The organism is Streptomyces sp. WZ-12, assembly GCF_028898845.1.
Taxonomy (GTDB): Bacteria; Actinomycetota; Actinomycetes; order Streptomycetales; family Streptomycetaceae; genus Streptomyces.
Genome location: NZ_CP118574.1, coordinates 621,879 through 647,288, shown reverse-complemented (window position 1 = coordinate 647,288; position 25,410 = coordinate 621,879). Strand labels below are relative to the sequence as shown.

General features: G+C 68.2%; 29 protein-coding genes and 1 pseudogene. 20 read left to right on the top strand and 10 right to left on the bottom strand.

Translation table 11 applies throughout. The features are described 5' to 3' along the window. Positions 1-16 precede the first annotated feature (16 nt). Positions 17-973, top strand: a complete 957-nt coding sequence (locus tag PV796_RS02335) for a serine hydrolase domain-containing protein (RefSeq protein ID WP_274911099.1) — start codon at positions 17-19, stop codon at positions 971-973. 244 nt (positions 974-1,217) lie between these two features. Here the strand turns inward: PV796_RS02335 and PV796_RS02330 are convergent, their stop codons facing one another. The 3 genes from PV796_RS02330 to PV796_RS02320 all read right to left on the bottom strand — a co-directional run bounded on the left by PV796_RS02330 (position 1,218) and on the right by PV796_RS02320 (position 4,029). Continuing rightward, positions 1,218-1,631, bottom strand: a complete 414-nt coding sequence (locus PV796_RS02330) for a hypothetical protein (protein WP_274911098.1) — start codon at positions 1,629-1,631, stop codon at positions 1,218-1,220. Positions 1,632-2,012: 381 nt separating this feature from the next. After that, on the bottom strand, positions 2,013-2,906 hold the full coding sequence (locus PV796_RS02325) for an LLM class flavin-dependent oxidoreductase (RefSeq protein WP_274911097.1): 894 nt from the start codon (positions 2,904-2,906) through the stop codon (positions 2,013-2,015). A gap of 178 nt (positions 2,907-3,084) precedes the next feature. After that, on the bottom strand, positions 3,085-4,029 hold the full coding sequence (locus PV796_RS02320) for an alpha/beta hydrolase family protein (protein ID WP_274911096.1): 945 nt from the start codon (positions 4,027-4,029) through the stop codon (positions 3,085-3,087). A 278-nt stretch (positions 4,030-4,307) separates the two neighbouring features. Between PV796_RS02320 and PV796_RS02315 the strand changes: the two genes are divergently transcribed. Together PV796_RS02315 and PV796_RS02310 are read left to right on the top strand one after the other, a co-directional pair. Beyond that, positions 4,308-4,898 (top strand): TetR/AcrR family transcriptional regulator, encoded by a 591-nt coding sequence (locus PV796_RS02315; RefSeq protein ID WP_274911094.1) that lies wholly within the window; start codon positions 4,308-4,310, stop codon positions 4,896-4,898. A 97-nt stretch (positions 4,899-4,995) separates the two neighbouring features. Beyond that, positions 4,996-5,904, top strand: a complete 909-nt coding sequence (locus PV796_RS02310) for a cyclase family protein (protein WP_274911093.1) — start codon at positions 4,996-4,998, stop codon at positions 5,902-5,904. A 163-nt stretch (positions 5,905-6,067) separates the two neighbouring features. Here the strand turns inward: PV796_RS02310 and PV796_RS02305 are convergent, their stop codons facing one another. Further along, on the bottom strand, positions 6,068-6,595 hold the full coding sequence (locus tag PV796_RS02305) for a nuclear transport factor 2 family protein (protein ID WP_274911091.1): 528 nt from the start codon (positions 6,593-6,595) through the stop codon (positions 6,068-6,070). A 126-nt stretch (positions 6,596-6,721) separates the two neighbouring features. After that, on the bottom strand, positions 6,722-7,126 hold the full coding sequence (locus PV796_RS02300) for a nuclear transport factor 2 family protein (RefSeq protein ID WP_274911089.1): 405 nt from the start codon (positions 7,124-7,126) through the stop codon (positions 6,722-6,724). A 101-nt stretch (positions 7,127-7,227) separates the two neighbouring features. Between PV796_RS02300 and PV796_RS02295 the strand changes: the two genes are divergently transcribed. From PV796_RS02295 to PV796_RS02280, 4 genes are all read left to right on the top strand, one after another. Then, positions 7,228-7,833 (top strand): TetR/AcrR family transcriptional regulator, encoded by a 606-nt coding sequence (locus PV796_RS02295; RefSeq protein WP_274911088.1) that lies wholly within the window; start codon positions 7,228-7,230, stop codon positions 7,831-7,833. Between the two features lie 469 nt (positions 7,834-8,302). Next, a complete protein-coding gene (locus PV796_RS02290) occupies positions 8,303-8,626 on the top strand; it encodes a helix-turn-helix domain-containing protein (RefSeq protein ID WP_274911087.1) in 324 nt (107 codons plus the stop codon). Next, the gene (locus PV796_RS02285) at positions 8,611-9,378 is read left to right on the top strand and encodes an IS630 family transposase (RefSeq protein ID WP_274918823.1); all 768 of its coding nucleotides are present in this window, start codon (positions 8,611-8,613) and stop codon (positions 9,376-9,378) included. Before PV796_RS02290 ends, PV796_RS02285 begins: the two co-directional genes overlap by 16 nt. After that, positions 9,368-9,910, top strand: coding sequence for a plasmid pRiA4b ORF-3 family protein (locus tag PV796_RS02280; protein ID WP_274911086.1), 543 nt, complete (start codon positions 9,368-9,370; stop codon positions 9,908-9,910). The genes PV796_RS02285 and PV796_RS02280 overlap by 11 nt, the downstream gene beginning before the upstream one ends. A 101-nt stretch (positions 9,911-10,011) precedes the next feature. Here PV796_RS02280 and PV796_RS02275 read toward each other — a convergent pair whose 3' ends face one another. Further along, a complete protein-coding gene (locus PV796_RS02275) occupies positions 10,012-10,377 on the bottom strand; it encodes a VOC family protein (RefSeq protein WP_274911085.1) in 366 nt (121 codons plus the stop codon). A gap of 96 nt (positions 10,378-10,473) precedes the next feature. On the opposite strand from PV796_RS02275, the gene PV796_RS02270 reads away from it, so the two are divergent. Both PV796_RS02270 and PV796_RS02265 read left to right on the top strand, forming a co-directional pair. After that, positions 10,474-11,439 carry a helix-turn-helix transcriptional regulator gene (locus PV796_RS02270; RefSeq protein WP_274911084.1) on the top strand — a complete coding sequence of 322 codons (966 nt, stop codon included), beginning with the start codon at positions 10,474-10,476 and terminating at the stop codon, positions 11,437-11,439. A 133-nt stretch (positions 11,440-11,572) separates the two neighbouring features. Continuing rightward, positions 11,573-11,950 carry a nuclear transport factor 2 family protein gene (locus PV796_RS02265; RefSeq protein WP_274911083.1) on the top strand — a complete coding sequence of 126 codons (378 nt, stop codon included), beginning with the start codon at positions 11,573-11,575 and terminating at the stop codon, positions 11,948-11,950. Between the two features lie 447 nt (positions 11,951-12,397). Here the strand turns inward: PV796_RS02265 and PV796_RS02260 are convergent, their stop codons facing one another. Beyond that, positions 12,398-12,532: a hypothetical protein gene (locus PV796_RS02260; protein ID WP_274911082.1), complete on the bottom strand. Its 135-nt coding sequence runs from the start codon at positions 12,530-12,532 to the stop codon at positions 12,398-12,400. A gap of 82 nt (positions 12,533-12,614) precedes the next feature. Then, complete coding sequence (locus tag PV796_RS02255; protein ID WP_274911081.1) at positions 12,615-13,082, bottom strand: MarR family winged helix-turn-helix transcriptional regulator; 468 nt, start codon at positions 13,080-13,082, stop codon at positions 12,615-12,617. 78 nt (positions 13,083-13,160) lie between these two features. Between PV796_RS02255 and PV796_RS02250 the strand changes: the two are divergent. From PV796_RS02250 to PV796_RS02225, 6 genes and pseudogenes are all read left to right on the top strand, one after another. Next, positions 13,161-13,367: pseudogene (locus tag PV796_RS02250) on the top strand (VOC family protein); the annotation flags it as partial. Between the two features lie 63 nt (positions 13,368-13,430). After that, positions 13,431-14,315 carry an IS982 family transposase gene (locus PV796_RS02245; protein WP_274910934.1) on the top strand — a complete coding sequence of 295 codons (885 nt, stop codon included), beginning with the start codon at positions 13,431-13,433 and terminating at the stop codon, positions 14,313-14,315. Continuing rightward, on the top strand, positions 14,305-14,502 hold the full coding sequence (locus PV796_RS02240; protein WP_274911080.1) for a VOC family protein: 198 nt from the start codon (positions 14,305-14,307) through the stop codon (positions 14,500-14,502). Before PV796_RS02245 ends, PV796_RS02240 begins: the two co-directional genes overlap by 11 nt. Before the next feature lie 2 nt (positions 14,503-14,504). Continuing rightward, positions 14,505-15,452: a DNA-3-methyladenine glycosylase family protein gene (locus PV796_RS02235; RefSeq protein WP_274911078.1), complete on the top strand. Its 948-nt coding sequence runs from the start codon at positions 14,505-14,507 to the stop codon at positions 15,450-15,452. Between the two features lie 328 nt (positions 15,453-15,780). Then, positions 15,781-17,610 carry a glycoside hydrolase family 15 protein gene (locus PV796_RS02230; protein WP_274911077.1) on the top strand — a complete coding sequence of 610 codons (1,830 nt, stop codon included), beginning with the start codon at positions 15,781-15,783 and terminating at the stop codon, positions 17,608-17,610. 103 nt (positions 17,611-17,713) lie between these two features. Continuing rightward, positions 17,714-18,307: a YbhB/YbcL family Raf kinase inhibitor-like protein gene (locus PV796_RS02225; protein ID WP_342456878.1), complete on the top strand. Its 594-nt coding sequence runs from the start codon at positions 17,714-17,716 to the stop codon at positions 18,305-18,307. A gap of 288 nt (positions 18,308-18,595) precedes the next feature. Here the strand turns inward: PV796_RS02225 and PV796_RS02220 are convergent, their stop codons facing one another. Continuing rightward, the gene (locus PV796_RS02220) at positions 18,596-19,534 is read right to left on the bottom strand and encodes an AraC family transcriptional regulator (RefSeq protein WP_274911076.1); all 939 of its coding nucleotides are present in this window, start codon (positions 19,532-19,534) and stop codon (positions 18,596-18,598) included. Between the two features lie 111 nt (positions 19,535-19,645). On the opposite strand from PV796_RS02220, the gene PV796_RS02215 reads away from it, so the two are divergent. The 3 genes from PV796_RS02215 to PV796_RS02205 all read left to right on the top strand — a co-directional run bounded on the left by PV796_RS02215 (position 19,646) and on the right by PV796_RS02205 (position 21,979). Then, positions 19,646-20,494 carry an NmrA family NAD(P)-binding protein gene (locus tag PV796_RS02215; RefSeq protein WP_274911074.1) on the top strand — a complete coding sequence of 283 codons (849 nt, stop codon included), beginning with the start codon at positions 19,646-19,648 and terminating at the stop codon, positions 20,492-20,494. Then, entirely contained in the window at positions 20,491-20,943 is a 453-nt protein-coding gene (locus tag PV796_RS02210; RefSeq protein WP_274911073.1) for a nuclear transport factor 2 family protein, read from the top strand. The genes PV796_RS02215 and PV796_RS02210 overlap by 4 nt, the downstream gene beginning before the upstream one ends. Before the next feature lie 205 nt (positions 20,944-21,148). Then, the gene (locus PV796_RS02205; protein ID WP_274911072.1) at positions 21,149-21,979 is read left to right on the top strand and encodes an LLM class F420-dependent oxidoreductase; all 831 of its coding nucleotides are present in this window, start codon (positions 21,149-21,151) and stop codon (positions 21,977-21,979) included. A 444-nt stretch (positions 21,980-22,423) separates the two neighbouring features. On the opposite strand, the gene PV796_RS02200 is transcribed toward PV796_RS02205, so the two are convergent. Beyond that, the gene (locus PV796_RS02200) at positions 22,424-23,119 is read right to left on the bottom strand and encodes an SDR family NAD(P)-dependent oxidoreductase (RefSeq protein WP_274911070.1); all 696 of its coding nucleotides are present in this window, start codon (positions 23,117-23,119) and stop codon (positions 22,424-22,426) included. Positions 23,120-23,123: 4 nt separating this feature from the next. Between PV796_RS02200 and PV796_RS02195 the strand changes: the two genes are divergently transcribed. Together PV796_RS02195 and PV796_RS02190 are read left to right on the top strand one after the other, a co-directional pair. Continuing rightward, positions 23,124-23,663: a TetR/AcrR family transcriptional regulator gene (locus tag PV796_RS02195; protein WP_274911069.1), complete on the top strand. Its 540-nt coding sequence runs from the start codon at positions 23,124-23,126 to the stop codon at positions 23,661-23,663. A gap of 506 nt (positions 23,664-24,169) precedes the next feature. Continuing rightward, positions 24,170-25,402, top strand: a complete 1,233-nt coding sequence (locus PV796_RS02190; protein ID WP_274911067.1) for a ComEC/Rec2 family competence protein — start codon at positions 24,170-24,172, stop codon at positions 25,400-25,402. Positions 25,403-25,410: the final 8 nt, after the last annotated feature.

Sequence of the window (25,410 nt, the reverse complement as noted above, 5' to 3'; positions counted from 1 at the left end):
ACCGGGTATCCAGAGCATGGGGTCCTACCTGGCCGCCCAGGTCGGCGATGTCTCACATCGGGAGGTGCTGGGCCCTCTGCTCGACGGGCGCGGGGCGAGCGGTGTCGTCGTGCGGCGCGGCGTGGTACTCGCTTCCTGGGGAGATCCGGAGCGGACGGAGATGGCCTTCAGCGCCACAAAAAGCGTCCTGTCCCTGGTGGCCGGGCTGGCCTTCGATGACGGACTGCTCCGGCTGGACGAGCCCGTGTGCCGTTCGGTCGACCTGCCGCAGTTCGGCGGCGCGCACGCGCGGAAGATCACCTGGCGGCATCTGCTGGACCAGTCCAGCCAGTGGGAGGGCGAGTTGTGGTCCAAGCCGACCTGGGCCGACGCCCAGAGCACCCGTGAGGGAACGGAGTCGGCCGGCGGGCCGCCCGGAGCGGGTTGGGCCTACAACGATGTCCGAGTGAACCTGACCGCCCTCGCCCTCACCGTCCTGCTCCGTCGGCTCCTGCCGGAGGCGCTGCGCGAGCGGATCATGGAGCCGATCGGGGCCTCGTCCGGGTGGTCCTGGCACGGTTACGCCGACTCCACGGTTGAGATCGACGGCCGCCGCATCGCCGTAGTGTCCGGCGGTGCACACTGGGGCGGCGGACTGTGGATCAATGCTCTCGACCTGGCCCGGATCGGGCAACTCTGCCTTCGGAATGGGCAATGGGGCGGGCGCCGGCTGCTGTCCGCCGCATGGATCGAGGAGATGTGGCGGCCCTGCCCGGTCAAGCCCAACTACGGGCTCTCCTGGTGGTTGAACGACCACCGCACGGTGTGGCCCAAGGCCCCGTCCACCGGACGCTGCGCCCGAGGAAATGGCGGCGGCCACCTGCTATGGGTCGACCCGGCACGGGACCTGGTGGTGAGCTCGCGTTGGGGAGCGGGGGTCGAGTCGCTTCTCGCTGAAGTATCCGCCGCGATCGAGCCAATGCCGCCAGACTGAACACGCCCCTGGCGGCCCCGCCATACATCTCACCCCCTTCGTAGATCATTTACGGGACAGGACTTAGAGACGCGATCGGCATTCGACGATGCCAAGATTTCCCCTCTTCGGTTGCCGCGCGCTCGCCGCGGCGGTCATCGCTTTCCCTGACGGTGAGTTCTGGTGGCAACCGCCTTCGGCAGGGAGCGCCGGTTCGGGAATCAGAAATCCGACCGGCGCTCCCTACTTGGCTCAGCCGGGATGGCTACAAGGTGTACTTGGCGAAGCCGTCGTAGATGAAGTAGTCACTTCCCTGACTCACCGGAACGTATACGTGGATGCTTTTGCGTGCGACGAGTCCGGACCCGCTACTGATTTGGACGTAGCCCTTGAACCAGTAGTTCGGGTAGACCCGCGGAGCGGAGCCGGCCCGGAACCAAGGCGTGCAGGTGTAAACGTTGTTCTGGTTGTTCCCGCAAACGCGGGCGTTAGGGTAGTACCTGGTCGACACGCCGACCATCTGGCCGTTGCTGCCCGCGTACGCCGGACCCGCGCCCACGAACGACACCGAGGCGAGTGCGACGACGGATGCCCCTACCGCGAGCGCCCTCCCGAGCTTTTTGCCGCGAGACGCCCGACTGCCCTCTTTCGAGATTGTCGTCCCCTTGTCGCGAAACACGTGACCATCCCCTTTGGGTTTGGCCGCCCTTCAGCGGCACCGGTTGACTCTCGGTGGTCGACCCATTCGGCCACCCGGAACGCCTCCCGGTAACCACGATTCAATTGGGCGGGCGTGAATGCGGCAAGCAGATTTTCCGCGCTGTAAGAATGCCGTAATTAATCCGGCTGATGAGTCTTGATCAGGTGCCGCTGATCTCGTTTTGGTCAGAGGCTATGTCAATTGGTAAGCATTCCGTAAGGCCAGGAAAGTGAACCCTGATCAAAGTTGATGTGCGGGGTGGGGGTGATGCCACTTGGTGGCCCCTGCTCAACGTCGGCGGTGAGGTCGGGGCGCATCACTAACGTTGCTATTCCGTTCTGGGGCGTGGCGTTTTCACGTTCACGCCGAGCGGTGTTCCCGGAGCGAACTGGTGATGAGTTCGTCGGCGATCCATCGTGCGACGCCCGCGGGGTAGGGCGCCGGCAGGCCGAGGATGATGTGCTGGAACCCGGCGCTGGTGGCCTCGCCGATCGCGTTCCGGGTCGCGTCGGGGTGAGTGTAGGAGACCGGCAGCACGGTGGAGCGGGTGATGGCGGCGGGGTCGCGGCCGATCTCGGCACAGTAGCGGTCCAGCAGCGCGCTGCGCCGTACCGCGTCGTCGATGTCACCGCCAGGGATGTTCCACACGTCGGCGTGCTGGGCCACGACCCGCAGGGTCGAGGCGGCGCGTCCGCCGATGAGGAGGGGCGGGTGGGGGCGTTGAACGGGCTTGGGGGTGCCGAAGGCGCCGGTCAGTTGGATGTGGGTGCCGTGGAAGTCGAAGGGTTCGGCCTCGGTCCACAGTCGCCGGATCACGGTGCAGGCTTCGGAGAGGTGGGCCACGGCGCGGTCGGTGTCGTGGAAGGGCAGGCCATGGGCCTCGTACTCGCGTCGGGCGGCGGGGTGGCTGGGACGAGATCCGACGCCGATGCCGAAGTCGAGGCGTCCGCCGGAGACGACGTCGACGGTCGCGGCGATCTTGGCCAGTAGTGCGGGCGGGCGGAAGCGGTTGCTCGTCACGAGTACGCCCAGGCGCAGTCGCCGGGTGTGGGCCGCGAGGGCGGAGAGGAGTGTCCAGCCTTCGTAGGTAACCCCGTTGGGGTCGCCGCCGATCGGCATGAGGTGGTCGAACAGCCAGGCGTGTTCGATCTCCGGGATGGCGTCGGCCTCGTGCCAGACCCGCAGGATGTCGTGGTAGTCGACCTGCGAGGGGGCCGTCATGATCCCGAAGCGCGGAGGGAGGGGCTGCGTCATGGGCGTTGGGTCCTTGTTCGTTCGGATGACGTGCGATGCGGACTGCTTGGTGGCGTCGACCATCTCTGCCAGGTGCCGGTCGGGGGTGGGCGGCACTTCACGGCTCGGGGCGGGGGTGCCCGGGTGTTCGCTCCTCGTGCCACGTACCGGCACCGCGCCGTGGCCCTGGTGCATGCGTCTACTTGCTCCACAGCCTCCCCAGCGCGGCGGGGTCGCCCTCCAGTGCGGTGGCCGCCGCCTTCCAGTCGGCGTCCTCGCCGTGCAGGGCGCTGCGAAGGAAGGCCGTGGTGAGGCGCTGGACAAGGGCGACGCGCTCGGGACTCTCGTCCGTCGTCTCGGCGACCTGGCGGCCGGGGATGCCGCCGAGCGAGTGCTCCGCTCCGAACACGGTGAGCAGGCTCTTGTTCGCCGGGCTGTGGGTATAGGGGTCGGTGAACCAGTCCGGTCCGCGGGCGGACAGGTGGGACTGGTCGTGGTCGCCGGCGACGATGAGGGCCGGTGTGGTCATGGTGGCGAAGGACGGCCTCATGAAGGGGAAGTGCTCGGCGGCGAACGGGGTCAGGTCATCGCCGAGGCCGGTCAGGGCGAGGAGCACACCGGCCGTGACGCGGGGGTCGGACATGTCCTCGCCGGGCGTGCCCTCGGAGTTGAGGACGCGGGCGCCCAGCAGCGTGCTCGCTGTCTGGGCTCCCCAGGAGTGGCCGGCCACGGCGATGCGGTCGCTGTCGAGTCGTCCGGCGAGGCCGGGCACGGAGGCTTGCAGAACGTCGAGTCCGTCGAGCGCGCGGGTCAGGTCTTCGACGCGGAAGCGCCAGATCCGCGGCGTGCGGGGGTCCTCGGCGGGGATGCCGAGCGTGCGGGAGTCGAGGTGGGTGGGCTGGATGACCACGAAGCCGTGTGCGGCCCAGTGGTCCGCCAGCGGGGCGTAGCCGTCCATCGACCAACCGAAGCCGTGGGAGAAGAGGATGACGGGCAGGTTGCTGCCGGTCGCGGGGGCGGAGACGCGGACTTGGAGGTCCTCGCCGCGGCCCGGGGCGGACAGGACGACCGGCCTCGCGGATACCACCGTCGTGGCGGGTGTGTCCGCGATCTGCTGGGCGTTCGCGGTCTTCGAGTTGGACATGGAGGTGCCTTTCGTTCAGTGTCTTCGTGCTGTTTGGCTCGCTGGCGGCGTCGCGGGGCTGGCTCGGGTGGGGAAGTGAGGAGTGCTGCTCGTGTGATGCCGTATCGGCGTCGGTCGCCGGCGGGCCGTGCTCTTCTGCCCGGGTGGAGCGTGATGGCGGCAGCAGCGGCCTCGGTGGCTCGCTCGCCGGTACCATCGGATGGAAACGGAACGTTGCTCCGCTAACGATACGGAACGTCGTTCCGGTTTGCAATGCACCTCACGGAAGGAGTGCCGCGGTGAGCGACAGCGGCCAGGGTTCGGGCAGTTCGTCCCAGTCCAAGCGCAAGGACGCCCGGCGCAACCAGCAGACCCTGCTGGAGGCTGCCGCCGCGGTCTTCGTCGCCTCGGGAGTGGAAGCGCCGGTCCGCGACATTGCGGCCCAGGCCGGCGTCGGCCTGGGCACGATCTACCGGCACTTTCCGACCCGGGCGGACCTCGTCATCGCCGTCTACCGGCACCAGATCGACGCCTGCGCCGAGGCCGGCCCAGCGCTACTGGCGGCAGGCCCGACACCCCATGCCGCCCTGGGGGAGTGGATCGACCTCTTCGTCGACTTCCTGGTCACCAAACACGGCCTAGCCGCCGCCATGCAGGGCGACGGCGCCGGCTTCGAGACGCTGCACACCTACTTCCTCGAACGTCTGCTGCCGGTGTGCGCCCAACTCCTCGACGCTGCCGCCGACTCCGGTGAGATCCATTCCGGGATCGATGCCTACCAGCTCATGCGCGGCATCGGAAACCTCTGCATCGGCGCCGAGAGCGACCCCCGATACGACGCACGACGACTGGTCTCGCTCCTCGTCGCGGGGCTGGGTCACCCGCGATGACACCGCTGCCCGACTCCCGCCCCCGGCGGCCGTAGACCACGAGGCCGCGGCACACCCACCGGAAGGGCGGCCGACGCTTTCCCATAGGTTCATCGCCATGAGTACGGAACCGGAGAACGACGCCACCAAAACGGCCAACGAGCAGGATTTCCCCAGCAATTGGGGCCGATGGGGTCCGGGCGACGAGCTGGGCACGCTCAACCTGATCACCGAGGAAGCCCGGGCCAGGGGCGCCGCGGAGGCCCGTACCGGACGAGCGGTCTCACTGGCCCAGCCGATCCGGCCGGCACCGCTCGTCAGCGGGCCCTTCGCGCCCACGACCCAGGACGTCTCGCCGGTCCAGCAGTTGATGCAGTACACCGGAGGCGCACCCGCGACGGCGGACGTGATGCTGGTGACCAACCATCACGTCCGCTCGACCCACCTCGACGCCCTGAGCCACCAGACCCTGGACGGCCAGGTCTACCCGGGGCGCCCCCTCGCCGAGAGCGTGACACCGGCCGGCGTGCGGCACGGTTCCACGGCAGCGTTCGCCGCCGGGATCGCCACCCGGGGCGTCTTGCTCGACCTGGCCTTCGACGGCCCGCTGCCCGCTGGGCACCCCATCACCTCAGAGGACTTCGAGGCGGCCGAGACGCGCCAGAGCGTACGGCTGGAGTCCGGGGACGCCTTGGTGGTGCGCTGTGGGTGGGTCCACACCATCGACCCCGACAGGCCGATGCCGGGCATCAGCCTGGACGCGGTGCGGTGGATGCACCGGCGCGGCGTGTCCCTGTACGCCGGCGACCTCGGCGACGCCCACCCGCCGGTGGATCCCGCCGTCCCCGGCCCCCTGCACCGCGTCGCTCTGCCGCTGCTGGGCATGCCCCTGATCGACGTCGCGGAACTGGAAGAACTGGCCGCCGTCTGCGCGGAGTTCAACCGCTACGCCTTCCTGCTCACGGTGGCACCTCCGCGCATCCACGGCCTGACCGGCATCCCGGTCAATCCACTGGCGATCTTCTGACGGATCCAGCTCTGGTGCCGCCTGCGGCCAGGTGACCCCGTTGTGTTGGCGCGTCGGGGCACTCGCCTTGAAGATCTCCTACGAGCGGTGGAGCGACTGGCAGGTGCGGCGGTCATGAAGTCCGCCCGCAGCCTGGTGGACGTCGTTGTACGTGGGGGATCGTTCAGCGGTCGGCGTAGTAGGTGGCGGCCTGGCGGACCATCTCCAGTGCGGGGCCGCTGCCGTCCATGGGCAGGACGGTCCGCGCCGCGATCGACCACCGGCCGTCTTCGCGGACGAGGGACCATCGGTTGGCGACGAGGCGATGGATGCGGAACCCGGTCGATGTTCCGTGGTTCGCCAGTTCGCGCTCTTGCCCCTTCCCGTCTGGCGTGATGAGGGCGATGTATGACGTGGCGACGGCGGTGTCGCCGTGCAGTTCGACGAGCGGCAGGTTGCCGAAGTGCGCGAGCCCGCCGGCGATCGCGGTGTGGTGTGCTGCGCTTTCGACGAGGTCGACCATCGCGTCGCGGCCGTGTGCGCCAGACAGTCCGGCGCCGCGGTCGAACACGACGGTCTCCGTGTAGATGGATTCGATGAAGTCCGGCTCGCCGGTGTCCGCACTGAGCGGGTGCGAAGCAAGCAGGTTGTAGATCGCCAGGCGGTCTTCGATGACGCGGAGCCGGTCGTCCAGGGACTTGCTGTCGTTCATCGGCAGCCCTTTCTCGCGTGGGAATCCGGTGGATGGGCCAAAGGCCGGTTCAGGTCGGCTACTTGGCTGCCACCGCGGTCGTGTCACGAGCAGCGAGCCGACGCCGAGTCTCGACGTGAACAGTCCTCAGGCGAACAAATCGATCATCTTCTTCGTGTCGTAGAAACCGGTGATCTCGACGATCCGGTCGTCGACGACCCGGATCAACCAGCAGTACTGCATGCTGAAATCGGCCCCGTTGTGCCCGTGGACACCCGCGCTACGGAAGCGCACCATCGCCCACTCCCCGTCCACGAGCATCTGCTCGACCGTCGGGCGGATCGGGGTGGCCAATCGTTCGTGCAGCCGAGCGAGGACCTTTTCGCTGTACTCGGCCTTGCTGGTGTAGCGCCCGGCCAGCGGCGAGGTCCCGGCGGCGGTGAACACGAGGTCGTCGGCGAGCCGGTCGAGAAATCTCTCACCGAATCCGGTTTCCGAGACCGTGCGGAAGACGTCCTGCAACGTTGCTCTGGTTGTTGATCCATCGCCCATCGATGCTCCACTGCGGACGAAATATGCAACTGGTGAGTTGGATTTTAACGTGCTGTCCGAACGAGTACAACTGGCGAGTTGGAGATTGGTACCATGACGTCATGGCCTGGGACACCGAGCGAACCAGGCAGCGGCTGTTGGACGCCGCCGTCTTCGAGTACAGCGAACACGGCCCGCTGGGCGCGCGGGTGGATCGCCTTGCCGCCCGTGCCGGGGTCAACAAGGAGCGGATCTACCAGTACTTCGGCAGCAAGCAGAAACTGTTCAGTGCGGTGCTGGAACAGGAGATGAGTAAGCTCGCCGTCGCCGTCCCGCTGGCCGAGCAACAGGCCGCGGACCTCGGGGAGTTCGCCGGCCGGGTATGGGATTACCACCGGGCCTACCCGCACTACCTGCGGTTGCTGTTGTGGGAGGGGCTGGACCCGGATCCGCTACAGTCCGGCCGCGCGTCGCTCGCCGCGGCCCGGGAACGGTCCGAGCACTACGCGGACAATGTCCGCGCGGTCGCCAAGGCTCAGGCCGACGGGTTCCTGCGCACCGACGTCGCTCCGGCGTACCTGCTCTATTCCGCCCGCGCGCTGGCGGCGTGGTGGCTGGCCGTGCCCTCGGCGGTCACGCTCATGCTGGGGGAGGCCGCGAACGAAAGCCCCCAGGAGCGGCGGCGGGTCTTGGTGAAACTCGTCAACGACGCCACCAGGAACCGGTGACTTGGGCGCTCGTTGCTCCGGTCTCGCCGGACCCGCCCAGTCCGGGGAGCCGACGAGGGTGCGCATGTACGCGTCACCGTGTGCGAAGCGGCTCGGCCGAGGCCGAGAAGGTGTGGGTTGAGCGATACGGCCGCCTCACGGATCGGAACTCGGTCGGTCGCCGGCCGATGTCGTCACCGATGGATGGTGGATGGGCCCACGCCCAACAACGTGATGCGACAGGCTCATACCTACGGCCTTCGTGCCGAGTGTCTGCGTGCCTTGGGCGGAGCATATGACCAGCCGAAGACTGCCTTCACATCCGCTGAACCGAGGTGAGAGGCGCAGACGACCGTCACGTCGATACCAGTCGGCGAAGTCCTTGTCGTTCGACGGCCCGTGGAGGCGGTCACGAACCCATATCGCCATCGAGCAGCCTGGTGCTGCGCCGCGGAAGTTCCGCCGATGGCCATCGGCTCGTTGATCGGGCATGGTGCTTGATCCTGATGATCGTTGCGTGCTGTTGGAGCGGGTGCGTGCGCATACCGCTCCACAGCGTGTGGTCCGCCGGGCTCGTATAGTCCTGCTGGCTGCTGGTGGGTGCTCGGCCTGGCGGATAGCGGAGATCGTGCGGGTGGATGTCTCCACGGTGGTGCGGTGGCGCGACCGATATGCCCAAGAGGGGCTGGCCGGGCTGGAGGACCGGCCCCGTTCGGGCCGGCCGCCCGTGTACGGGCCGGAGGTCCGGCTGCGGATCGTCGCGACGGCCACCAGTACGCCGCCGCGCCCTTATGGTGGCTGGTCGACCGGCTGATCGCCGCTCACCTGGCGGACACCGGTAACTCCGCCTCCCAGGCCGGGCGCATCCTCGCCGCGCTCCAGGTCAAGCCGCACCGGGTCCGCGGCTGGCTGACCCGGCCCGCCGACCCACAGTTCTTCAGCAAGGCGGCCGAGGTCTGCGACCTTTACCGCACCTGCCCGCCGCGCTCGGTGGTGCTCTCGGTGGACGAGAAGACCGCGATGGCCGCCCGCTCCCGCAAGCACCCCGACCGGCCGCCCGGCCCCGGGCGGGTGCGCTGGCGGGAGTTCGAGTACGTCCGCCACGGCACCGTCTCGGTCACCGCCGCGCTGGACGTGCACACAGGACAGGCCGTCGTGGAGGAGTTGCCGCGCAACGACTCCGCGCACTTCATCCGGTTCCTGGCCCGGCTGGAGCGATGCATTCCCACAGATCTGACGATCCATCTGGTGCTGGACAACGGCTCCTCGCACACCTCCAAGGCCACCCGGGCCTGGCTGGCGAAACACCCCCGCATCGTGGCGCACTACACCCCCAAACACGCCTCCTGGCTGAACCAGGTGGAGATCTTCTTCTCGCTCCTGGCCCGCGCCGTCCTGCGGCACGGGGACTTCTCCTCCCGCGCCGACCTGCTGGAGAAGGTCACCGACTTCGCCATCGCCCACAACGAGACTGCCCGCCCGTTCAGTTGGAACTACAAGGGGCGGCCCCGCCAGACTGAGGACGAGAGCGCCGTCGCTGCGAAGGAACCGTGCCATGCCCGCTGACTCCGTCCTGCAGATCAAGGTCACCCTGACCGACATCCGCCCGCCGGTCTGGCGGCGGCTGCAGGTTCCGGCCGACCTCACGCTCGATCGCCTGCACCTGGTGATCCAGCAGGCGATGGGCTGGGAGAACTACCACATGCACCTCTTCGAGACCCCGGCCGGTGACTACGGCCGCCGCGACAGCGAGCTCGGCCACCGCGACGAACGCAAGGTCCCGCTCCATGCCGTCGCGCCAGCCGCCGGGGACAAGATCAGCTACACCTACGACTTCGGTGACGACTGGGTGCACCGCATCGAGGTGGAGAAGGCCCTGCCCCGGGACCCCGAAACGGCCTATCCCCGCTGCCTGACCGGTCGCCGGGCCTGTCCGCCCGAGGACTGCGGCGGCCCGTGGGGCTACGCGAACTTCCTCGAAGCCATCACCGACCCCGAACACGAGGAACACGACGAACTCCTCGAATGGGTCGGCGGCGCCTTCGACCCCAGCCAGTTCGACGTCGAGGACATCAACAAACGCCTGACCGCTCAATAATCACCGGCGGAACTTTCGCGGCGCACCACGAGACAGGCTGAAAGGCCGGCCATGGTGGCCGGCCCTTCAGCTTGGAGATATGCGGGGAGGGATAGTGCAGGTCAGTCGACCGGGGAGACTCGGATGAGGTTGCCGTCAGGGTCCGTAATCACGAACGTGCGGCCGAAGACAGCATCATGCGGCTCCTGCACAACGTGGACCCCCTTCGAGGCCCACCTCGTGAAGATCTCGTCAATCGCCTGCGATGGCCCCGGCACCATGAGTCCGATCTCTGTCGTACGAGGGAGGCTCGGGACCGCGTGCTCGCTGTAGCCCGTCCACAGTGCGAACAGGACACCGGGGGCAGCTTCGAAGGCTACGTAGTGGGGACTGGTGAAGGTCGGTTCGATCTCGAACAGGTCGCCGTAGAAGGCGGTGGCGGCCTCGGCGTCGCGGACGCCGATCAGGAACAGGTTCGGTGCGGGCATGGAGTGCTCCTCAACTCGTTGATTTCTCGGTCCAGCACCCAGTGGATCACTCAATCGCGACGGAACCTGTCACCTTTTCTGAGAACATGGGTAAGCATGAAGGCTTCAAGGCTCCTGCATCTCCTGCTGCTCCTGCAGACCCGTCAGCGGCTCACTACCACGGAGCTCGCCGCGCGTCTTGAGGTGTCCCGGCGGACTGTGCTGCGGGACGTCGAGGCGCTATCGACAGCGGGCGTGCCCGTCTATGCCGAACGTGGGCGGAACGGCGGGATCGTCCTGCTCCCCAGTGCACGGCTCAGCGCATCCCATCTGGAACCACCAGAACTGGAGGCCCTGTCCGTGGCCGGCTTGGACAGCGCACTACGTGAGCGAATGGGCCTAACTGCGGCGTGGGAGTCGGCCGAGCGCAAGATCGCCGCCCGCCAGGCTGCAGCACCTGAGTCGCCGAGCCCGCTGCGGCTGGCTGACCTTGTGCTTGTCGACAGCACCGCGTGGTTTGCTGCCCCCGAGGCAGCGGTCGAAGTATCGGATCTGGCCTCGACCCTGCGACACCGGCGACGCCTTCGAATCCTGTACCGGCGCAGCGCCGAGAGCCAGGCCTCGACACGGGTGGTCGACCCGTACGGGATCGTGGCGAAATCAGGTCGCTGGTATCTCGTCGCCGATGACCAGGGCGACAGCCGGCTGCTCGCTCTGGAACGACTGTCAGCCTTCGAACAGCTAGACGCACCAGCCGTGCTCCAACCAGGCGAAACCCTCCGCACCAGATGGGCCGTGTTGAAGAAACGCACTGAGGAGCAAGATCGCGTGAGCGTGACCATCCGCCTGCCGGAAAAGGGTCTCGACCTGGCGCGGCGCATCCTCGGCACCCGCATCCATCATGTCTCCGACGCGGAAAAAGGCTCGTGCGTCGTCGTCGTGCGCTACCCCGACATCGAGTCGGTGCGTCAGCTTCTTCAGTTCGGCGACCACATCGAGGTGCTCGCCCCTGAGACGGCCCGCGCACGCATCAGTCAGCTCGCCAGGGACCTGGCTGACAGACACTCAACCCCCGCATCGTGATTGCCGATCAGGTCCCCTGTTCTCAATCAACGTGCCCGGTCAGTACAGCTAGTGCTGTGACCGGGACGGTCCACCGTGATCGGAAAGCGGCTCGCGGGACGAGCGCACGCGCAACGGCTGGTATTACTGGGGCATGCAGGAAGAGACGGCACGCTCAGCGATCGACACGTTCATCTCCGCGTTTAACGCCTCGGACGACAGCTATGTGACTGCCCTGCTCTCCCAGGCCCTGACCTCAGACGTGGTCTTCTGGGGGCCGTTGGGTCGCAGCGAAGGAATCGCGGCGGTCGAGCGGTTCGTGCTGGACATCCGGCGCCACCCGGCGGGGACCGGCACGATGGTGCGCTGCTCAGCGGTGGACATGCCTGACGAGTGGGCCCGGTACCGGTGGGTCTTCACCACGCCGGATGGAGGCCCCCGCCTGGCGGGAACGGACGTCGTCCATCTGCGGCGGAGCCTCATCGACCAAGTCATCGTCTTTGCGGGGGAGATCGAGCCGTCCGCCTCCTGAGTCGTCCTTCTGTCGCTGTCCTTCTCGTGAACTTGTCCCTTTCGGCACTCCGGGGCTGCGGTTCGCGGTCGGTCAGGCTGCGGCGTTGAGGGGGCGTCCGCCCCAGCGGATGCCCTTCTCGCTGCGGATTGGGACCGCCTCGACAACGCCGCGCCCGCCAGGGCCCTTTGAACCCCGCGCATCCTGGTGCGACCACCGATCCCCGGATGCGCGGTGCCGCACAACACCACGTCCGGCCTGCCGGCATCGGGACTCGTGCCCTGCGGGCGCGGCCAGGAGGAGCCTGCGCGGCGTGTGGGTGCCAAGGACCCAGCCGACGCCGATCTGACGGAGGGTTGGGTCGTCCGGCCGTTTTGCTTTTCGGGGAGGTGGATCGCCCCTCACAGGATTGTGCGGGGCGATCCATGTTTTTGCTGGTCATGCAGGGTGTGTGGGGTGGGACGGGGCTCAGGAGTCGGTGGTGGACAGTGGCTGGGTGCTGGTGAGCCGGTGCCGGAGGACGTTCTTGCGGACCTTGCCGAGCTCGTTGTGAGGGAAGGGCAGCACGGTCTCGACGCCCGTGGCCAAGTACCGGTCGGTCATGCCGCGTTCGGCCAGCCAGTTGTGCAGTTCGGTCAGATCGGGGACGAGGCGAGTTGGGCAACTGCGGTCGCCGACGCTGCCGTCACTCGGTGAGTGCGCGCGCTATCCGGTCGAGGTCTTCGAGAAGTCCGGTCAGGCGTTCGCCGGGTACCGTTTCGATCATGCGTGCCTCGATCGCGTAGACGGCTCCTTGTGCTGCGCTCAGGCGGCGTCGGCCTTCGCCGGTGAGGGTGGTGGGGCGGGCCCGGCCGGTTTCTACGGAAGCGGGCCGGTCGATCAGCTCCGCTTCCTGGAGCCCGCGCAGGACCACGTTCATGGACTGGCGGGTGACGAAGGTGGCGCGGGCGAGCTCCGCGTTCGACAGGCCGGGGCGAGCGGCGAGGACTTCGAGGCAGGCGTAGTGCGGAACGGTCAGGTCGTGCTCGCGCAGCGCCTGGTCCATGGCGCGGCGCAGGGCGGCATGGGCGCGTTTGAGGCGGTATCCCACGTGGTCGAGCGCGTCCTTGGCGGGGTGAGGCGGCGGGACCTGCACAGGCGGACTGTCCTTCATGTCCATATTTTGACACCTCTGGGGGTGGGGCCTAGTGTCACGTATGTCAAAATCCTGACATTAAACAGGGAGAGAGACATGCCCGTCAGTATCGATGGCCCCGACTTCATCGCCCTCCAGGTCCGCGACCTTGAGGCGGCCGCGGGGTTCTGCGAGAAGAACCTCGGCCTGACCTGTACCCCCGCCTCGCCTCCCGGCGCGGTCGTCTTCGACACCAAGCCGGTCCCGCTCGCCGTCCGCGACCCGCTGCCCGGCACCGACCTGGACGCCGGCCGCCCCGGCCTAGATGAATGAGTCCGATGTTTGTGCTGGCCGCGACCATGGCGAAGGGCGCCCGTTGGCTCGTGTGTGACGACAAACCTGGACGCCCTTCTGGCTGCACTGTACGTGTTCATCGATGACCATGTGGCCCCTCGTCGCCGGATCGGGCGACCCCCGAAACTGACAGACGCCGAACTGCTGTGCCTGGCCGTCGCCCAGGTCCTACTGGGCTTTCCCTCGGCCCGGCAATGGATCCGCTTCGTACACGCCCGACTGGGACACCTCTTTCGCTACCTGCCCCAGCAATCCGCCTACAACAAGCGCCTGAACGCCGCCGGCCCACTGATCTCGGCCGTGATCCAGGCACTGGCCAGGCAGGTGCCCACCTGGCACGACAACCTGCGGCTGATCGACTCCACACCACTGCCGTGCGCCGCCTCCCGCGAGACAGTCAAACGCTCCGACCTGGCAGGGCACGCCGGATACGGCTACTGCGCGAGCCATTCTCGCTTCTTCTGGGGATTGCGGCTCTACCTGCTGACCACAGCCGAGGGCATGCCGGTGTCCTGGTGCCTGGCCAACCCCAAACTCGGCGAACGCCAGGTGATGACCGCGCTGCTGGAACGCGACCACCACCTCATGCGCTCCGGTCAAGTGATTCTTGCGGACAAGGGCTTCGCCGGGCGGGAGTTCGAGGCGTTCCTCGAAGAGCGCCTGGGCGTCCATCTGGTGCGGCCGGACCTGAAGAACGAGCCTGTCCGGCATGGACGCCTGGCCCACGTCCGCCAGTGGATCGAGGCGGTATTCGACACCCTCAAAGGCCAGCTCAGCCTCGAACAACACGGAGGCCGGACACCCGCTGGTGTCTTCGCCCGCACCGGCCAACGACTCCTCGCCCTGGCCACGGCGATCTGGCACAACTGGAACACCAACGCCCCAGCCAAGCGATCACTGATCGCCTATGACCACTGAAGACATCGGACTCATTCATCTAGGCGTGGCCCTGTGGTTCTCCACCCCCGACACCCAGGCCTTCCACGACCAGCTCACCGCCAACGGCGTCAAGATCCTCACGCCGATCTCGGACAGCCCCTTCGGCCCGATGTTCTCCTTCGTCGGACCCGAGGGCTACGTCCTGACCGTTCACGAGGCGCGCTGACCATGCCCGCCCTCTCCTTCACACCCAAGGGACCGTTCTCGCTGGCCGCCTCCACCCGGTTCCTGGAGGGCTTCACCCCTGCCTCCTACGATCACGCCCCCGATGGGGTACTGCGGATGGCCTTTCCCGCCGACGACGGCCGGTCCGTCATCGGATGCGCCCTGCGACAGAAGGAGGCGGCAGGCGGCGCCGCCGGGACCGTCCACGCCGACTACACCCTCTACAAGGACGGCAAGGTCACCGAACCCACAGTGGGCACCCCCGCCGCCAAGGCGGTACGAGCCCAGATCGCCCGCGTCCTCTCCCTCGACACCGACGCCACCGGCTTCCCCGCCCTCACGGACGCAGACCCGGTCGTCGCCGGGCTGCAAGCGCAGTTCCCGGGGTTGCGGCCGGTGCTCTTCTACTCCCCGTACGAGGCCGCCGCCTGGACGATCATCGGCAATCGCATCCGCATGACCCAGGCCGCCCACATCAAAGCGCGCCTCGCCGAGGAACACGGGCAGCCCGTCGACGTCGCGGGCCGGCGACTTCACGCATTCCCCACCCCGGGCACGCTGCGGCGCATCAGTGACATCCCCGGTCTGACCCGCATCAAGGTCGAGCGCCTGCACGCGCTGGCCGAAGCGGCCCTCGACGGACGCCTCGACGCCGCCCAACTCCTTTCCGAGCCAGCCGAGTTCGCTCTCACCGACCTCAAGGAACTGCCCGGCATCGGCCCGTTCTCCGCCGAACTGATCCTCATCCGTGGCGCCGGACACCCCGACGTCTTCCCCGCGGCCGAGCCCCGTGTCCACAAAGCCATGGCCGCCGTGTACGGCCTCGACGCCACCACGGCTGACGACACCGCCCGTCTGGCCGCGATCGCCGACGCCTGGCGGCCCTACCGCAGCTGGATCGCCCTCCTCCTCCGCGCCCACGCACAGAACCAGCCCACCGCTCAGAGGTAGACGCTTCCTCGTCCTCGGCCGCCGAGATTCGGCCTCGGGACCTCGCTGATGAAGCGGGGCCGCCTCGCCACGCGGCAGCGGGGAGACACGACGTACGCCGACCGGCCGGCGAGCGCGGCAGCAGGCCATGCCACCCGGTCGGGGCAACTGTCGGCAACCGGCACGTGCGATGCGCCGATCGTGCTGATTGCCTGGAGGTGAATCAGCTCTTCAGGGAGGCTGGGATCCACCACACTCGTCAGGCACCTGGGGAGACCTGCGGCCCAGGCAACTGCTCACGTCGTCCCGGCCTGGACTCGTCCGGCCCACGGTGGACGGGCTGCCACGCATGAGTGCGCGGCCGATCGGCGACCACGCCCTGCTGTCCGACTGCCGCTCGGCCGCGCTGGTGACCTCCGACGGCTCGGTGGACTGGCTGTGCCTGCCCCGGTTCGACAGCCCGGCGCTCTTCGCCCGGCTCCTCGACGAGGACGCCGGCCACTGGTCCATCCGCCCTACCGGCCCGGTCGACATCAGCCGCCGGTACGTCGAGGACACCCTCGTTCTGGAGACGGTCTTCCGCACCCCCGGGGGCACGGCGGTCCTGCGGGACGCCCTTGCTCTGGGACGGCGCGAACGTGGTCACGCGCTCGGCACCGCGTCCCCCGGAACGCTCCTGCGGCAGATCACCTGCACCGAAGGGCGGGTGGACATCGAGATCGCCTACGCGCCGCGCCCGGAGTTCGGACTCGTCCACCCCCTCCTGTCAGCCGTGCGGGGCGGGCTCGCGGCGTACGGGGGCGCCCATGTTCTTCTGCTGTCGAGCCCCGTCGACCTGCGGGTGAGCGGCTCCACAGCGCACGGCCGAATCCCGCTCTCGGCGGGGCACCGCCTCGGATTCGCCCTACATGTCGTGCCGGCGTGGGAAAGGGAGTCGGTGGGCTGGCGGCCGGGGCAGATCCGGCACCGCATGGCCGACACCGTCGAAGGCTGGCGTTCCTGGTCGAAGCTCCACCGCGGCTACGTCGGCCCCTGGCAGGACGAGGTGGGCCACAGCGGACGCGTGCTGCGAGCCCTGACCTTCGCTCCCACTGGGGCCATCGTCGCCGCGGCCACCACCTCCCTGCCCGAGAAGGCGGGCGGGATGCGCAACTGGGACTACCGCTACACCTGGGTCCGCGACGCGAGCTTCACCCTGCAAGCGCTCGCCACGGCCGCCTGTGAGAAGGAGAAGAACCGGTTCTTCGACTTTCTTGCCCGGGCGGCGGCAACCCAACTCGACCGCGGCGTCGACCTGCAGATCATGTACGGCATCGGCGGCGAACGTGATCTGAGCGAGCGGCTCCTGCCGCACCTGACCGGCTGGCGGAACAGCGGCCCCGTACGGATCGGCAACGACGCCTGGCGCCAACGTCAACTCGACGTCTACGGCGAACTCCTCGACGCCGCCCACGAGTGCCTCCCACCCGGGGAGCGTCTGGACCCGCCCACCCGCGCCTTCCTGGTCCAGGCAGCCGACGCGGCCGCCCGTCGCTGGACCGAGCCCGACCAGGGCATCTGGGAGGGACGCGGACCGAGCAGACACTTCCTGCACTCGAAACTGATGTGCTGGGTCGCCCTGGACCGCGCCATCTCCATGGCCCCCGCCCTCCAGGCCCACGAACGCGTACCCCATTGGCGCCACGAGCGAGACAACGTCCGCCAAGCCATCGAAGAGCGCGGCTGGAGCCCCCGTTCGGGCGCCTTCACCCAGGCGTTCGGCAGTGATGAACTGGACGCCTCGGCGCTGATGCTGCCCATCGTCGGCTTCCTGCCTCCGCAGGACCCTCGCGTGCAGTCCACCGTGCTCGCCGTTGCCACCCAGCTCACCGACCGCAACGGCCTTGTCCGCCGCTACCTCGGTGACGAGATCGACGAAGCGGAAGGAGCCTTCCTGCTCTGCAGCTTCTGGTTCGCCCACGCCCTCGCTCTGACCGGCCATGTCGTCCGGGCACGGCAGGTGTTCCAGGCCGCACTCGCGCACGCCAACGACGTCGGCCTGCTTGCCGAGGAGGCGGACCCCGCCACGGGAGAAGCCCTCGGCAACTATCCCCAGGCCTTCAGCCACATCGGACTCATCAACGCCGCCCGTGCCATCCGCGACGCCGAGCAGCAGCGCCCATCGCGGGGAATCGAGTAAGGCCGGTCCCCGCCATGGACCGGGGACCGCCACACGTACACCGCTGGGGTGGACCAGCGTGGATGGCTCATCTTGCACCCCCGTCATCTCTACAGTGGGCCGCATGCGAGGACATCCACCCCTGGCAATCGTCGCGGCCACGGCGGCACTGCTGGCATGCGCTTCCTGCTCCGGCACGTCAGAGCCCGCCCCCAGCACACGCACGTCCACCACGGCCACCACGCGCACCACCACTGCGCCCACCGGCCCCCTCACCCTCACCCGGGGACGGGGATTCGACCGCACCGGAGCGTTCACCTCGCTCATGACCTGCGACGATCCAAGGGATTACTCGCCAGGTCTGAACTTCGCGAACGTGCCGACCGGTACACGGGAACTCGCCCTGACCATGGTCGACCTCGATATCCACAAGATTCACTGGCTCCAACTCGGAATCCCCCCAAGTGCCCACGGGATCAGCGCCCATCACCTTCTCCCCGGCGCCCGTGAGGCACTCAACGACTTCGGGGAGGCCACCTACGACGGGCCATGCCCACCCCACGGCAGCACCCACAGGTACCAGTTGACGCTGTACGCGCTCCACGAACCGATGCCCACCTCCTTCGACGGCAGCACGCCGCCTGCCCAGACCCTGCAGGAGATCAAGCGGCGAGCCTTCGCCTCGGCGACGTTCGTGGCGCCCTACACGCGCCACTGACGAAGATTCAGCGATCAGGCAACCCGACTTACCCCCGCCTCTGTTCGCGTACGGCTCGCCCGCACGCCGGGCCGCGTCAGCACCCGCAAGGTGAAGTCCCCGTCTCCCGCTGTGCGGAAAGGAATCGGGACGGCCGCCCTGATGTCAGCCAGCGGGTCCAGGAGTTGCCGGTGCACTTCGCCGCACCCGCACCCGCACCCGCAGCCGTCCACTCGGCCACGGCCTTCCGCCCACACAGGCGGGCCGGTGCCCAGGAGTTCACCCGCGAGGTGTCTTGCCGAACACCGCTCACGAGCCGGGATGTGTGGTCAGCAGCCGCGCGTTTGCGGTCGTTCGTTCCTTCTGCCGCCAGGTTCCGGGGGGTTGTCCGTGGTGGCGGCGGAAGGCCGCGGCGAATGCGAAGGGCGAGCCGTAGCCGACGGTGTCGGCGATCTGGGCCAGGCTGAGATCGTCGGCGCGCAGGTGGTCGCGGGCGAGGGTCATGCGCCATGCGGTCAGGTACTGCATGGGGGTCTGGCCGAGTGCGTCCCGGAACGACCGTGCGAAGGCGGCTCGCGACAGGCCGCTGACCGCGGCGAGTTCGGGGACCGTCCACGGGTGCGCCGCGTTCTCGTGCATGGCTTGCAGCGCGGCGCCCAGCCGCGGGTCCGCGGATGCCCGGTACCAGCGCGGTGCGGTCGCGCTGCGGCGGAAGTCGCTGCGGATGGCCAGGACGAGAAGCAGGTCCAGGAGACGGTCCAGGACGATCTGCTGGGCCAGTTCGTTGCGGACCAGTTCGCGGGAGAGCAAAGTGATCACGTCGCGCAGCGGATCGTCGTCGGCCGCCGAGAGGGACATGACCTGGGGCAGCGCGTCGAGCAGCCCGCCGCCCACCTCGCCGCTGAACTGGTAGGCGCCGCACAGGAACACGGTGGCCTGCGGGTTGTCCCCGGGCCCCATTTGGGCGTGCCGTGCCCGGAACTCCTCCGGCTCCAGGCACTCGGCGCCCGGCTCGTGCCCGATGTAGTGGTCCGGGCCGCCACGGACCAGCGTGACGGTTCCCGGTATGAGCTCCACAGCGCTGCCTGGGGTGTTCAGCCAGAGGTAGCCCCGACCGCGGACGACCGTGTGCACCGACAGCTGTATCGAACCGCCCAGCCGCAGACCCCACGGCGGTTCGGCGACCGTCCGCGCGAACACCGCTCCGGCGGCGCGCGCCCGCACCAGGTGTTCGGTCAGCAGGTCCATGGGATCAGCTTGGCCAGCACGAGCGCCAAGGGTCAAGGTGCGAGAGCTTCACGTAAAAATCCAAGCGAATCACGCATGGGTTATCTCGCTTCGGGCCTCAAGCATGGAGCTATGAACAACGAAGCCTCCACCGCACTCATCCTCGGCGGCACCGGCCGGACCGGTTCGCTGCTCGCCGACGTGTTCGCTCAGCGAGGACGCATCACCCGTACCGCGGCACGGAGTGGAGCGGACGTCCGGTTCGACTGGGACGACCCGGGCACCCACACGGCCGCCCTGGCGGGCGTCGACCGCCTCTATCTGGTCACACCCACGATGCGCGTCAGCTACGCCGACCAGGTCGGCGCGTTCCTGGATCTCGCCGAGGCGGCCGGCGTGCGTCACGTCACCTACCTCAGCGTCTACAACGCCGACCAGGCGCCGCCGGGGATCGACATCGCGGCCGTCGAGGCCGATCTGGCCTCCCGGCACAACATCACGCACTCGGTCCTGCGCCCCTCGTGGGTGATGCAGAACTTCGCCGACGACCACCTCCCGGTCATCGACGGAGTGATCACGGCCCCGAGCGCCGGTAACACGGAAGCCTTCGTCGACGCGGCCGACATCGCAGCGGTCGCGGCCGAGACGTTGCTGGACCCCGAAACCCACGCCGGTGCCACGTACTTGCTCACCGGTCCGCGGGCCCTCACCTTCGGTGCCGTCGCGGACGCCATCGCCGCCGTGAGCGGCCGCCCCGTCGACTACCGCGACACCGACCAGGAGACGTGGATCAACGGAGCGCTCGCCGCGGGCGTCCCCGCCGACTACGCGGCGATGATGCGCTGGCTCACCGGCGCCATCATCGCCGGCAACGGCTCCACGCCCACCGGTGACATCGAGAAGGTCACCGGCCGGCCGGCCACCACCTTCCGCGCGTTCGCCGAGCGCGACGCCCGCGCCTGGACCGCGGAGGCGAAGTGAGCAAGACCGTCAGCGACGACACCCCCCTGGTCGGGGCGAACAGCCCGTTCTTCCGTGTCATCAGGGAGGGGCTGGACGGCCTGGCCGACGGGGAGGACTACTACGACCTGCTGGCCGAGGACGTGGTCTTCGAGTACGTGATCACCGTGCCGGGCTACCCCCGGCGGGTCGAGGGACGCCAGAGGATCATCGACCTCTACCGCGACTACGGCGACTACGTGACACTGCACGGTGCGGACAACCTCCGCGTGCACCGGGACCCCGAGACCTCGGTGGTCGTCCTGGAGTACGAGGTCCACGGCACGTCGGTCCCGACGGGGCGGCCCTACGACAACCGCTTCGTCTCCGTCGTCACCATCCAGGACCGCAAGGTGACGCACTGGCGCGACTACCTGGACCCCATCGCCGTCTTCAACGCCCAGGGATGGCCTCAGGGCGGTCGCCCGTAAGTGCCGTACGGCCCGCCGGGGCCGTCGTCACGTGGCTGAGAGTTCGTCGGATGGCGACGCCTGGCCGAGTCGTCGCGCGATCAGTCCGGTGCCGTCGTAAACCACTGCGGTCAGGCTCTCTTCGTTCGCGGGCCTGACCACTGCCATCAACGGAAACCATCAACCTGGATTGTCAGTCCAGGTTGATGGATCTAGTGTGTGCACCATGAGAACCGGATTAGGTACCACGAAGTTCGGGATCCACACCATCGCCACCGACGAGTCCATCCACCCCGCAAGGCTCGGACGTGCCCTGGAAGAACGCGGCTTCGACGCCTTGTTCGTGGCTGACCACAGCCACATTCCGGCCGGGAGCGCCGCGTCTCCACGTGGCGGCGAGCTGCCCCGGCAGTACTTCCGGGCGCTCGACCCGTTCGTCGTTCTCGGCACGGTTGCCGCGGTGACCGAGAACCTGCTGCTGGGCACCGGCGTCGCCCTGCTTGTCCAGCGTGACCCGATCCAGACCGCCAAGGAGGTCGCCTCCTTGGACTTCCTGTCCAACGGCCGGGCGGTCCTCGGTATCGGCGCGGGCTGGAACCGCGAGGAGATGCGCAACCACGGCACCGACCCCCGCACCCGCGGCCGGCTCCTGGACGAGCGCATCGCCGCGATCATCGAGATCTGGACCGAAGATCAGGCCGAATTCCACGGCGAGCACGTCGACTTCAACCCGATCTTCGCCTGGCCCAAGCCGGTTCAACGACCGCACCCGCCGGTGTACGTGGGCGGCCAGAGCGCCAGGGCGCTCGCCCGGGCCAAACGGTTCGGCGGCTGGATGCCCAGCGCCGACGGCATCACCGACCCCACCGGGGCGGCCCAGCAGATCGCGCAAGTGGCCCCGGAAATACCGGTGATTGTCAATGCCGCCCCGCCCGACCCGGACATCATCGCGGCCTACCGGGAGGCCGGCGCGGCGGGCATCACCTTCCACCTGCCCAACGTCCCGGAGGTCGAAGCCCTGCGCACCCTGGACAACCTGGCTCGGCTGGTCGGCTGAGTCCTGAGTGAGCGTCACGGGTGCGGCTGTGCCGTGGCGTTGACGGCGTTCGGGAACGGGAGGCCAGGCGGTCGATGGCCCGCCTGCAGCGGTGCGAGGAGTCGTTGTCGACGAAGGAGAAGGCCCGATTCGCGCTGGCGTGGGGTTCGTTGCCCGTCGCCTGCTCGACCAGTCTCATGAACGGCGCGGTGCCTGTGCTCTGTTCGCGGCGGCCGAAGACCTCGGCCCGGTGGATGTCGTAGGCGGTGAGGTGGACCAGGGCTCCGCCGCGCCCGTAGGGGTGGTTGGCGTGCATTGAACGGGCCTGGCTCGGGGGCAACGGTGCGTGAGCTCGGGGCACGACCAGTGCGGGGGCGGGCTCCGGACTCGGTGGGCAACTGGCAGTCCAGCGCTGTGACTTCGGCGATCTGGGGCGCGGTGAACGTCGGAGGCTGGGCGGATTCCTCAGGCGTTGGAGCGAACGCCGATGCCGCCGGAGATGGTGAGGTTGTCGCCGGTGATGTAGCCGGCGGCTTCCGAGGCGAGGAAGGCCACGGCTTCGGCGATGTCGGTGGGAGCGCCGACGCGGCCGAGCGGGACGTCCCGGGCCCAGGAGTCGATCGTTTCCTGGGAGACGCCCATTTTGCTGTAGGCGGGGGTGTTGATCATTCCTGGGCTGACCGCGTTGACGCGGATGCGGCGGGGGGCGAGTTCGAGTGCGAGGGACCGCATGAGGGGCAGCAGAGCGCCCTTGGCGGCTGTCATCGCGGCTCCGAGTCCTTCGGCGGCGCCCACTGTGAACACGACCGAGGCGCCCTCGTTGAGGAGCGGCAGCGCCTTTTGCAGGGTGAAGAAGTTTCCCTTGACGTTGGTGTCGAACAGGGCGTCGAAGGCGTCTTCGTCGGTCGATTCGATCGGGCCGGGGCGGGAGATGCCCGCGTTGAGGAAGAGCAGGTCGAGCGAGCCGAGTTGCCGGCGTGCCTGATCCATTGCCCGGTCGATGTCCGGCAGGGACCGTGCGTCGGCGCGCACGGCCGTGACGCCTTCGGGGAGTCCGGTGTCGGCGACGTTGTCGAGGCCGGTGACCATGACGTGGTAGCCGCGGGAGTGGAGTAGTTCGGCGGTCGCCTTGCCGATGCCGCTGGTGCCACCGGTGATCAAAGCTGTGGGTGAGATTCTGGAGACGGCGCTGCGCCTGTTCACCGAGCAGGGCTACGACGAGACGACCATCGCCCAGATCGCCCGAGAGGCCGGCGTCTCCCAGCGCACCCTCTTCCGCTACTTCGGCGCCAAGGAGGACCTTCTCGGCGGCGGCCGGGACCGGTTCGGGCAGGTCCTGATGGACGCGATCGGCGAACAGCCCGCCGATGTCGATGTCTGGGACGCCCTGCGTGCGGGAGTTGCTGCCGTACTGGCCTTGCACGACGGTCGGGAACAGGCCCTGGAGCGGTTCCGCCTCCTGTACAACACCGCCTCGCTGCGCGCCGGTTGGCTCGAAAAGCGACTGCGGTTCCAGGAGGACCTGCTGCCGCTCATCGAGTCCCGTATGGACGCGGCTACCGGCAAAGCGGGCGCGAAGGCCCGCGCGGTGATCGCGACGGCGTTCGCATGCCTGGATGCCGCATCGATGACTTGGGTCGCCAACGATGGCAAGGGCGACATCATGGACCTCTACGACGAGTGCATGGCTGCGGTGCGCGGCTGACCCGCAGCGGCCAACCAGCCCGGAAACCGTGGACGGAAACTGGGCGCATCCGCCGCCGCGGACCCGGTCCGCATTCGGATCTCCCGCCTGGTTGTAGAGGGGCCACGCTGGCGTCGTGCGCAATGACACCGGTGGCACGTGCGCTCCGCTACCTGGGCTCCACGCGCAAGGCGAGTGCTCAAGTCACCCCCGAAGGGCTTCCGGAGCCGACCGCTTGGTGCTCGTGTTGCAGTTGGGTATTGGCCCTGGTCAGGGGTGATAGCCAACTGCAACGGGAGAGGTAGGCCGTTTGTTTGGGTCGGTCGATTGTTGGTTCGGATGCCGTTAGTTGGCGGCGCGTCGGACGGCGGACATTAGGCCAGGGTTGCTCCGGAACGCGCCATAGAAGGGGATTCCTGGCGGTCATCGGTCTCGCTTGCGGTGGGATGGCCCGGCGACCGCGCGGCTGCGGACTGTCGTCCGTACGTGCGCGGTTCGTTTCGGACCAACGCCATCAAGGGGACAACATGCCGGTCAAGGTGGTGTTCTTCAACGTGGGGCAGGGTGACTGCACCCTGATCACGTTCTACAAACCGGGGGCGCCGAAGGCGGACGCGGCGGTGCTGCTGGACTGCGGGTCCAAACCCGGGGGAGAGGTGGCGCCGCGGCCACAGGCAGGGGGGCCGTCGGCCGCGGGCACGGCCAAGCAGCGCTTGATCGACCACCTCCGGAAGCGGATCGACGATCACCTGGGGGACCTGGTCAACCCCGGCGTCCTGGACTACCTCCTGATCAGTCATCCCGACGAGGACCACTTCAACCTGCTGGGGGACGTCCTTCTCGACTCCACCAAGAAGCTGCGGTACACCCTGAACAACGTCTGGTACTCCATGGCATCCGGCGACTACAAGGAAGGCAACAGGAGCTTCCGCTTCATGGAGACCTTGCTCACCAACCCCGCGAGCCTGACGAGTTCCAGCGGGCACCGCGTGGTGCATCCGCCACGGGAGAAGCCGGACCAGGGACTTCCGGAGCCGTTGTTCCCCCCTGTGACACCTGCCGCGCCGAACCTCTACTTGATCGACAGCGGTGCGTTTCATCTGAAGGGGATCGCCAGTATCCAAGGCGCCCAGAAAGAAGCGCTCGCCAATCTGAGCAGCCTGGTCCTCGTGCTGACCGGGGCGGTGGACGGTGGCGGGCAGCGCCAGAAGGTGCTGCTGATGGCCGATGCCCTCAAGCAGAACGAGAAGTTCCTGATCGACTTCGACAAGGACCCGACCGAGAAGTGGTTCCGTCGGGAGAAGAACCTGTGGCTCAAGGTCGGCCATCACGGGAGCAAGACCTCCACGTGCAAGGAATGGTTGGAACACACCACCCCGGACGGCCTGTTCGTCAGTACCGGTCCCCTCCTCTTCGGCGGCAGGACAGCCACCTGTACCGACAGCGACTTCAATGATCGGATGCTGGGCGACTGGGAGACGGTCCGCACCGCGCACGGCATCCCGGACCCCAAGGTCACCTCGAAGAAGCCGCTGAAAAGGCACTGGGGCCATGGCTACCAGGGCAACACCACCGCTGTCCCCTGGCAGTTCGACTTCCAGGACATGACCGGGAAGGGCGTCTTCAGCACCCTCGCCGGGCAGCCGCTTCCCCCGGACCCGGCAGCCCCCGGCAGCCCCGCAGGCGAATGGACGGGCCGCGACTGGATCCTGTGGATCGACCGCGACGGCGCCGGCACTTACGAGATCTCGTACGAGTAGGAGGCTTG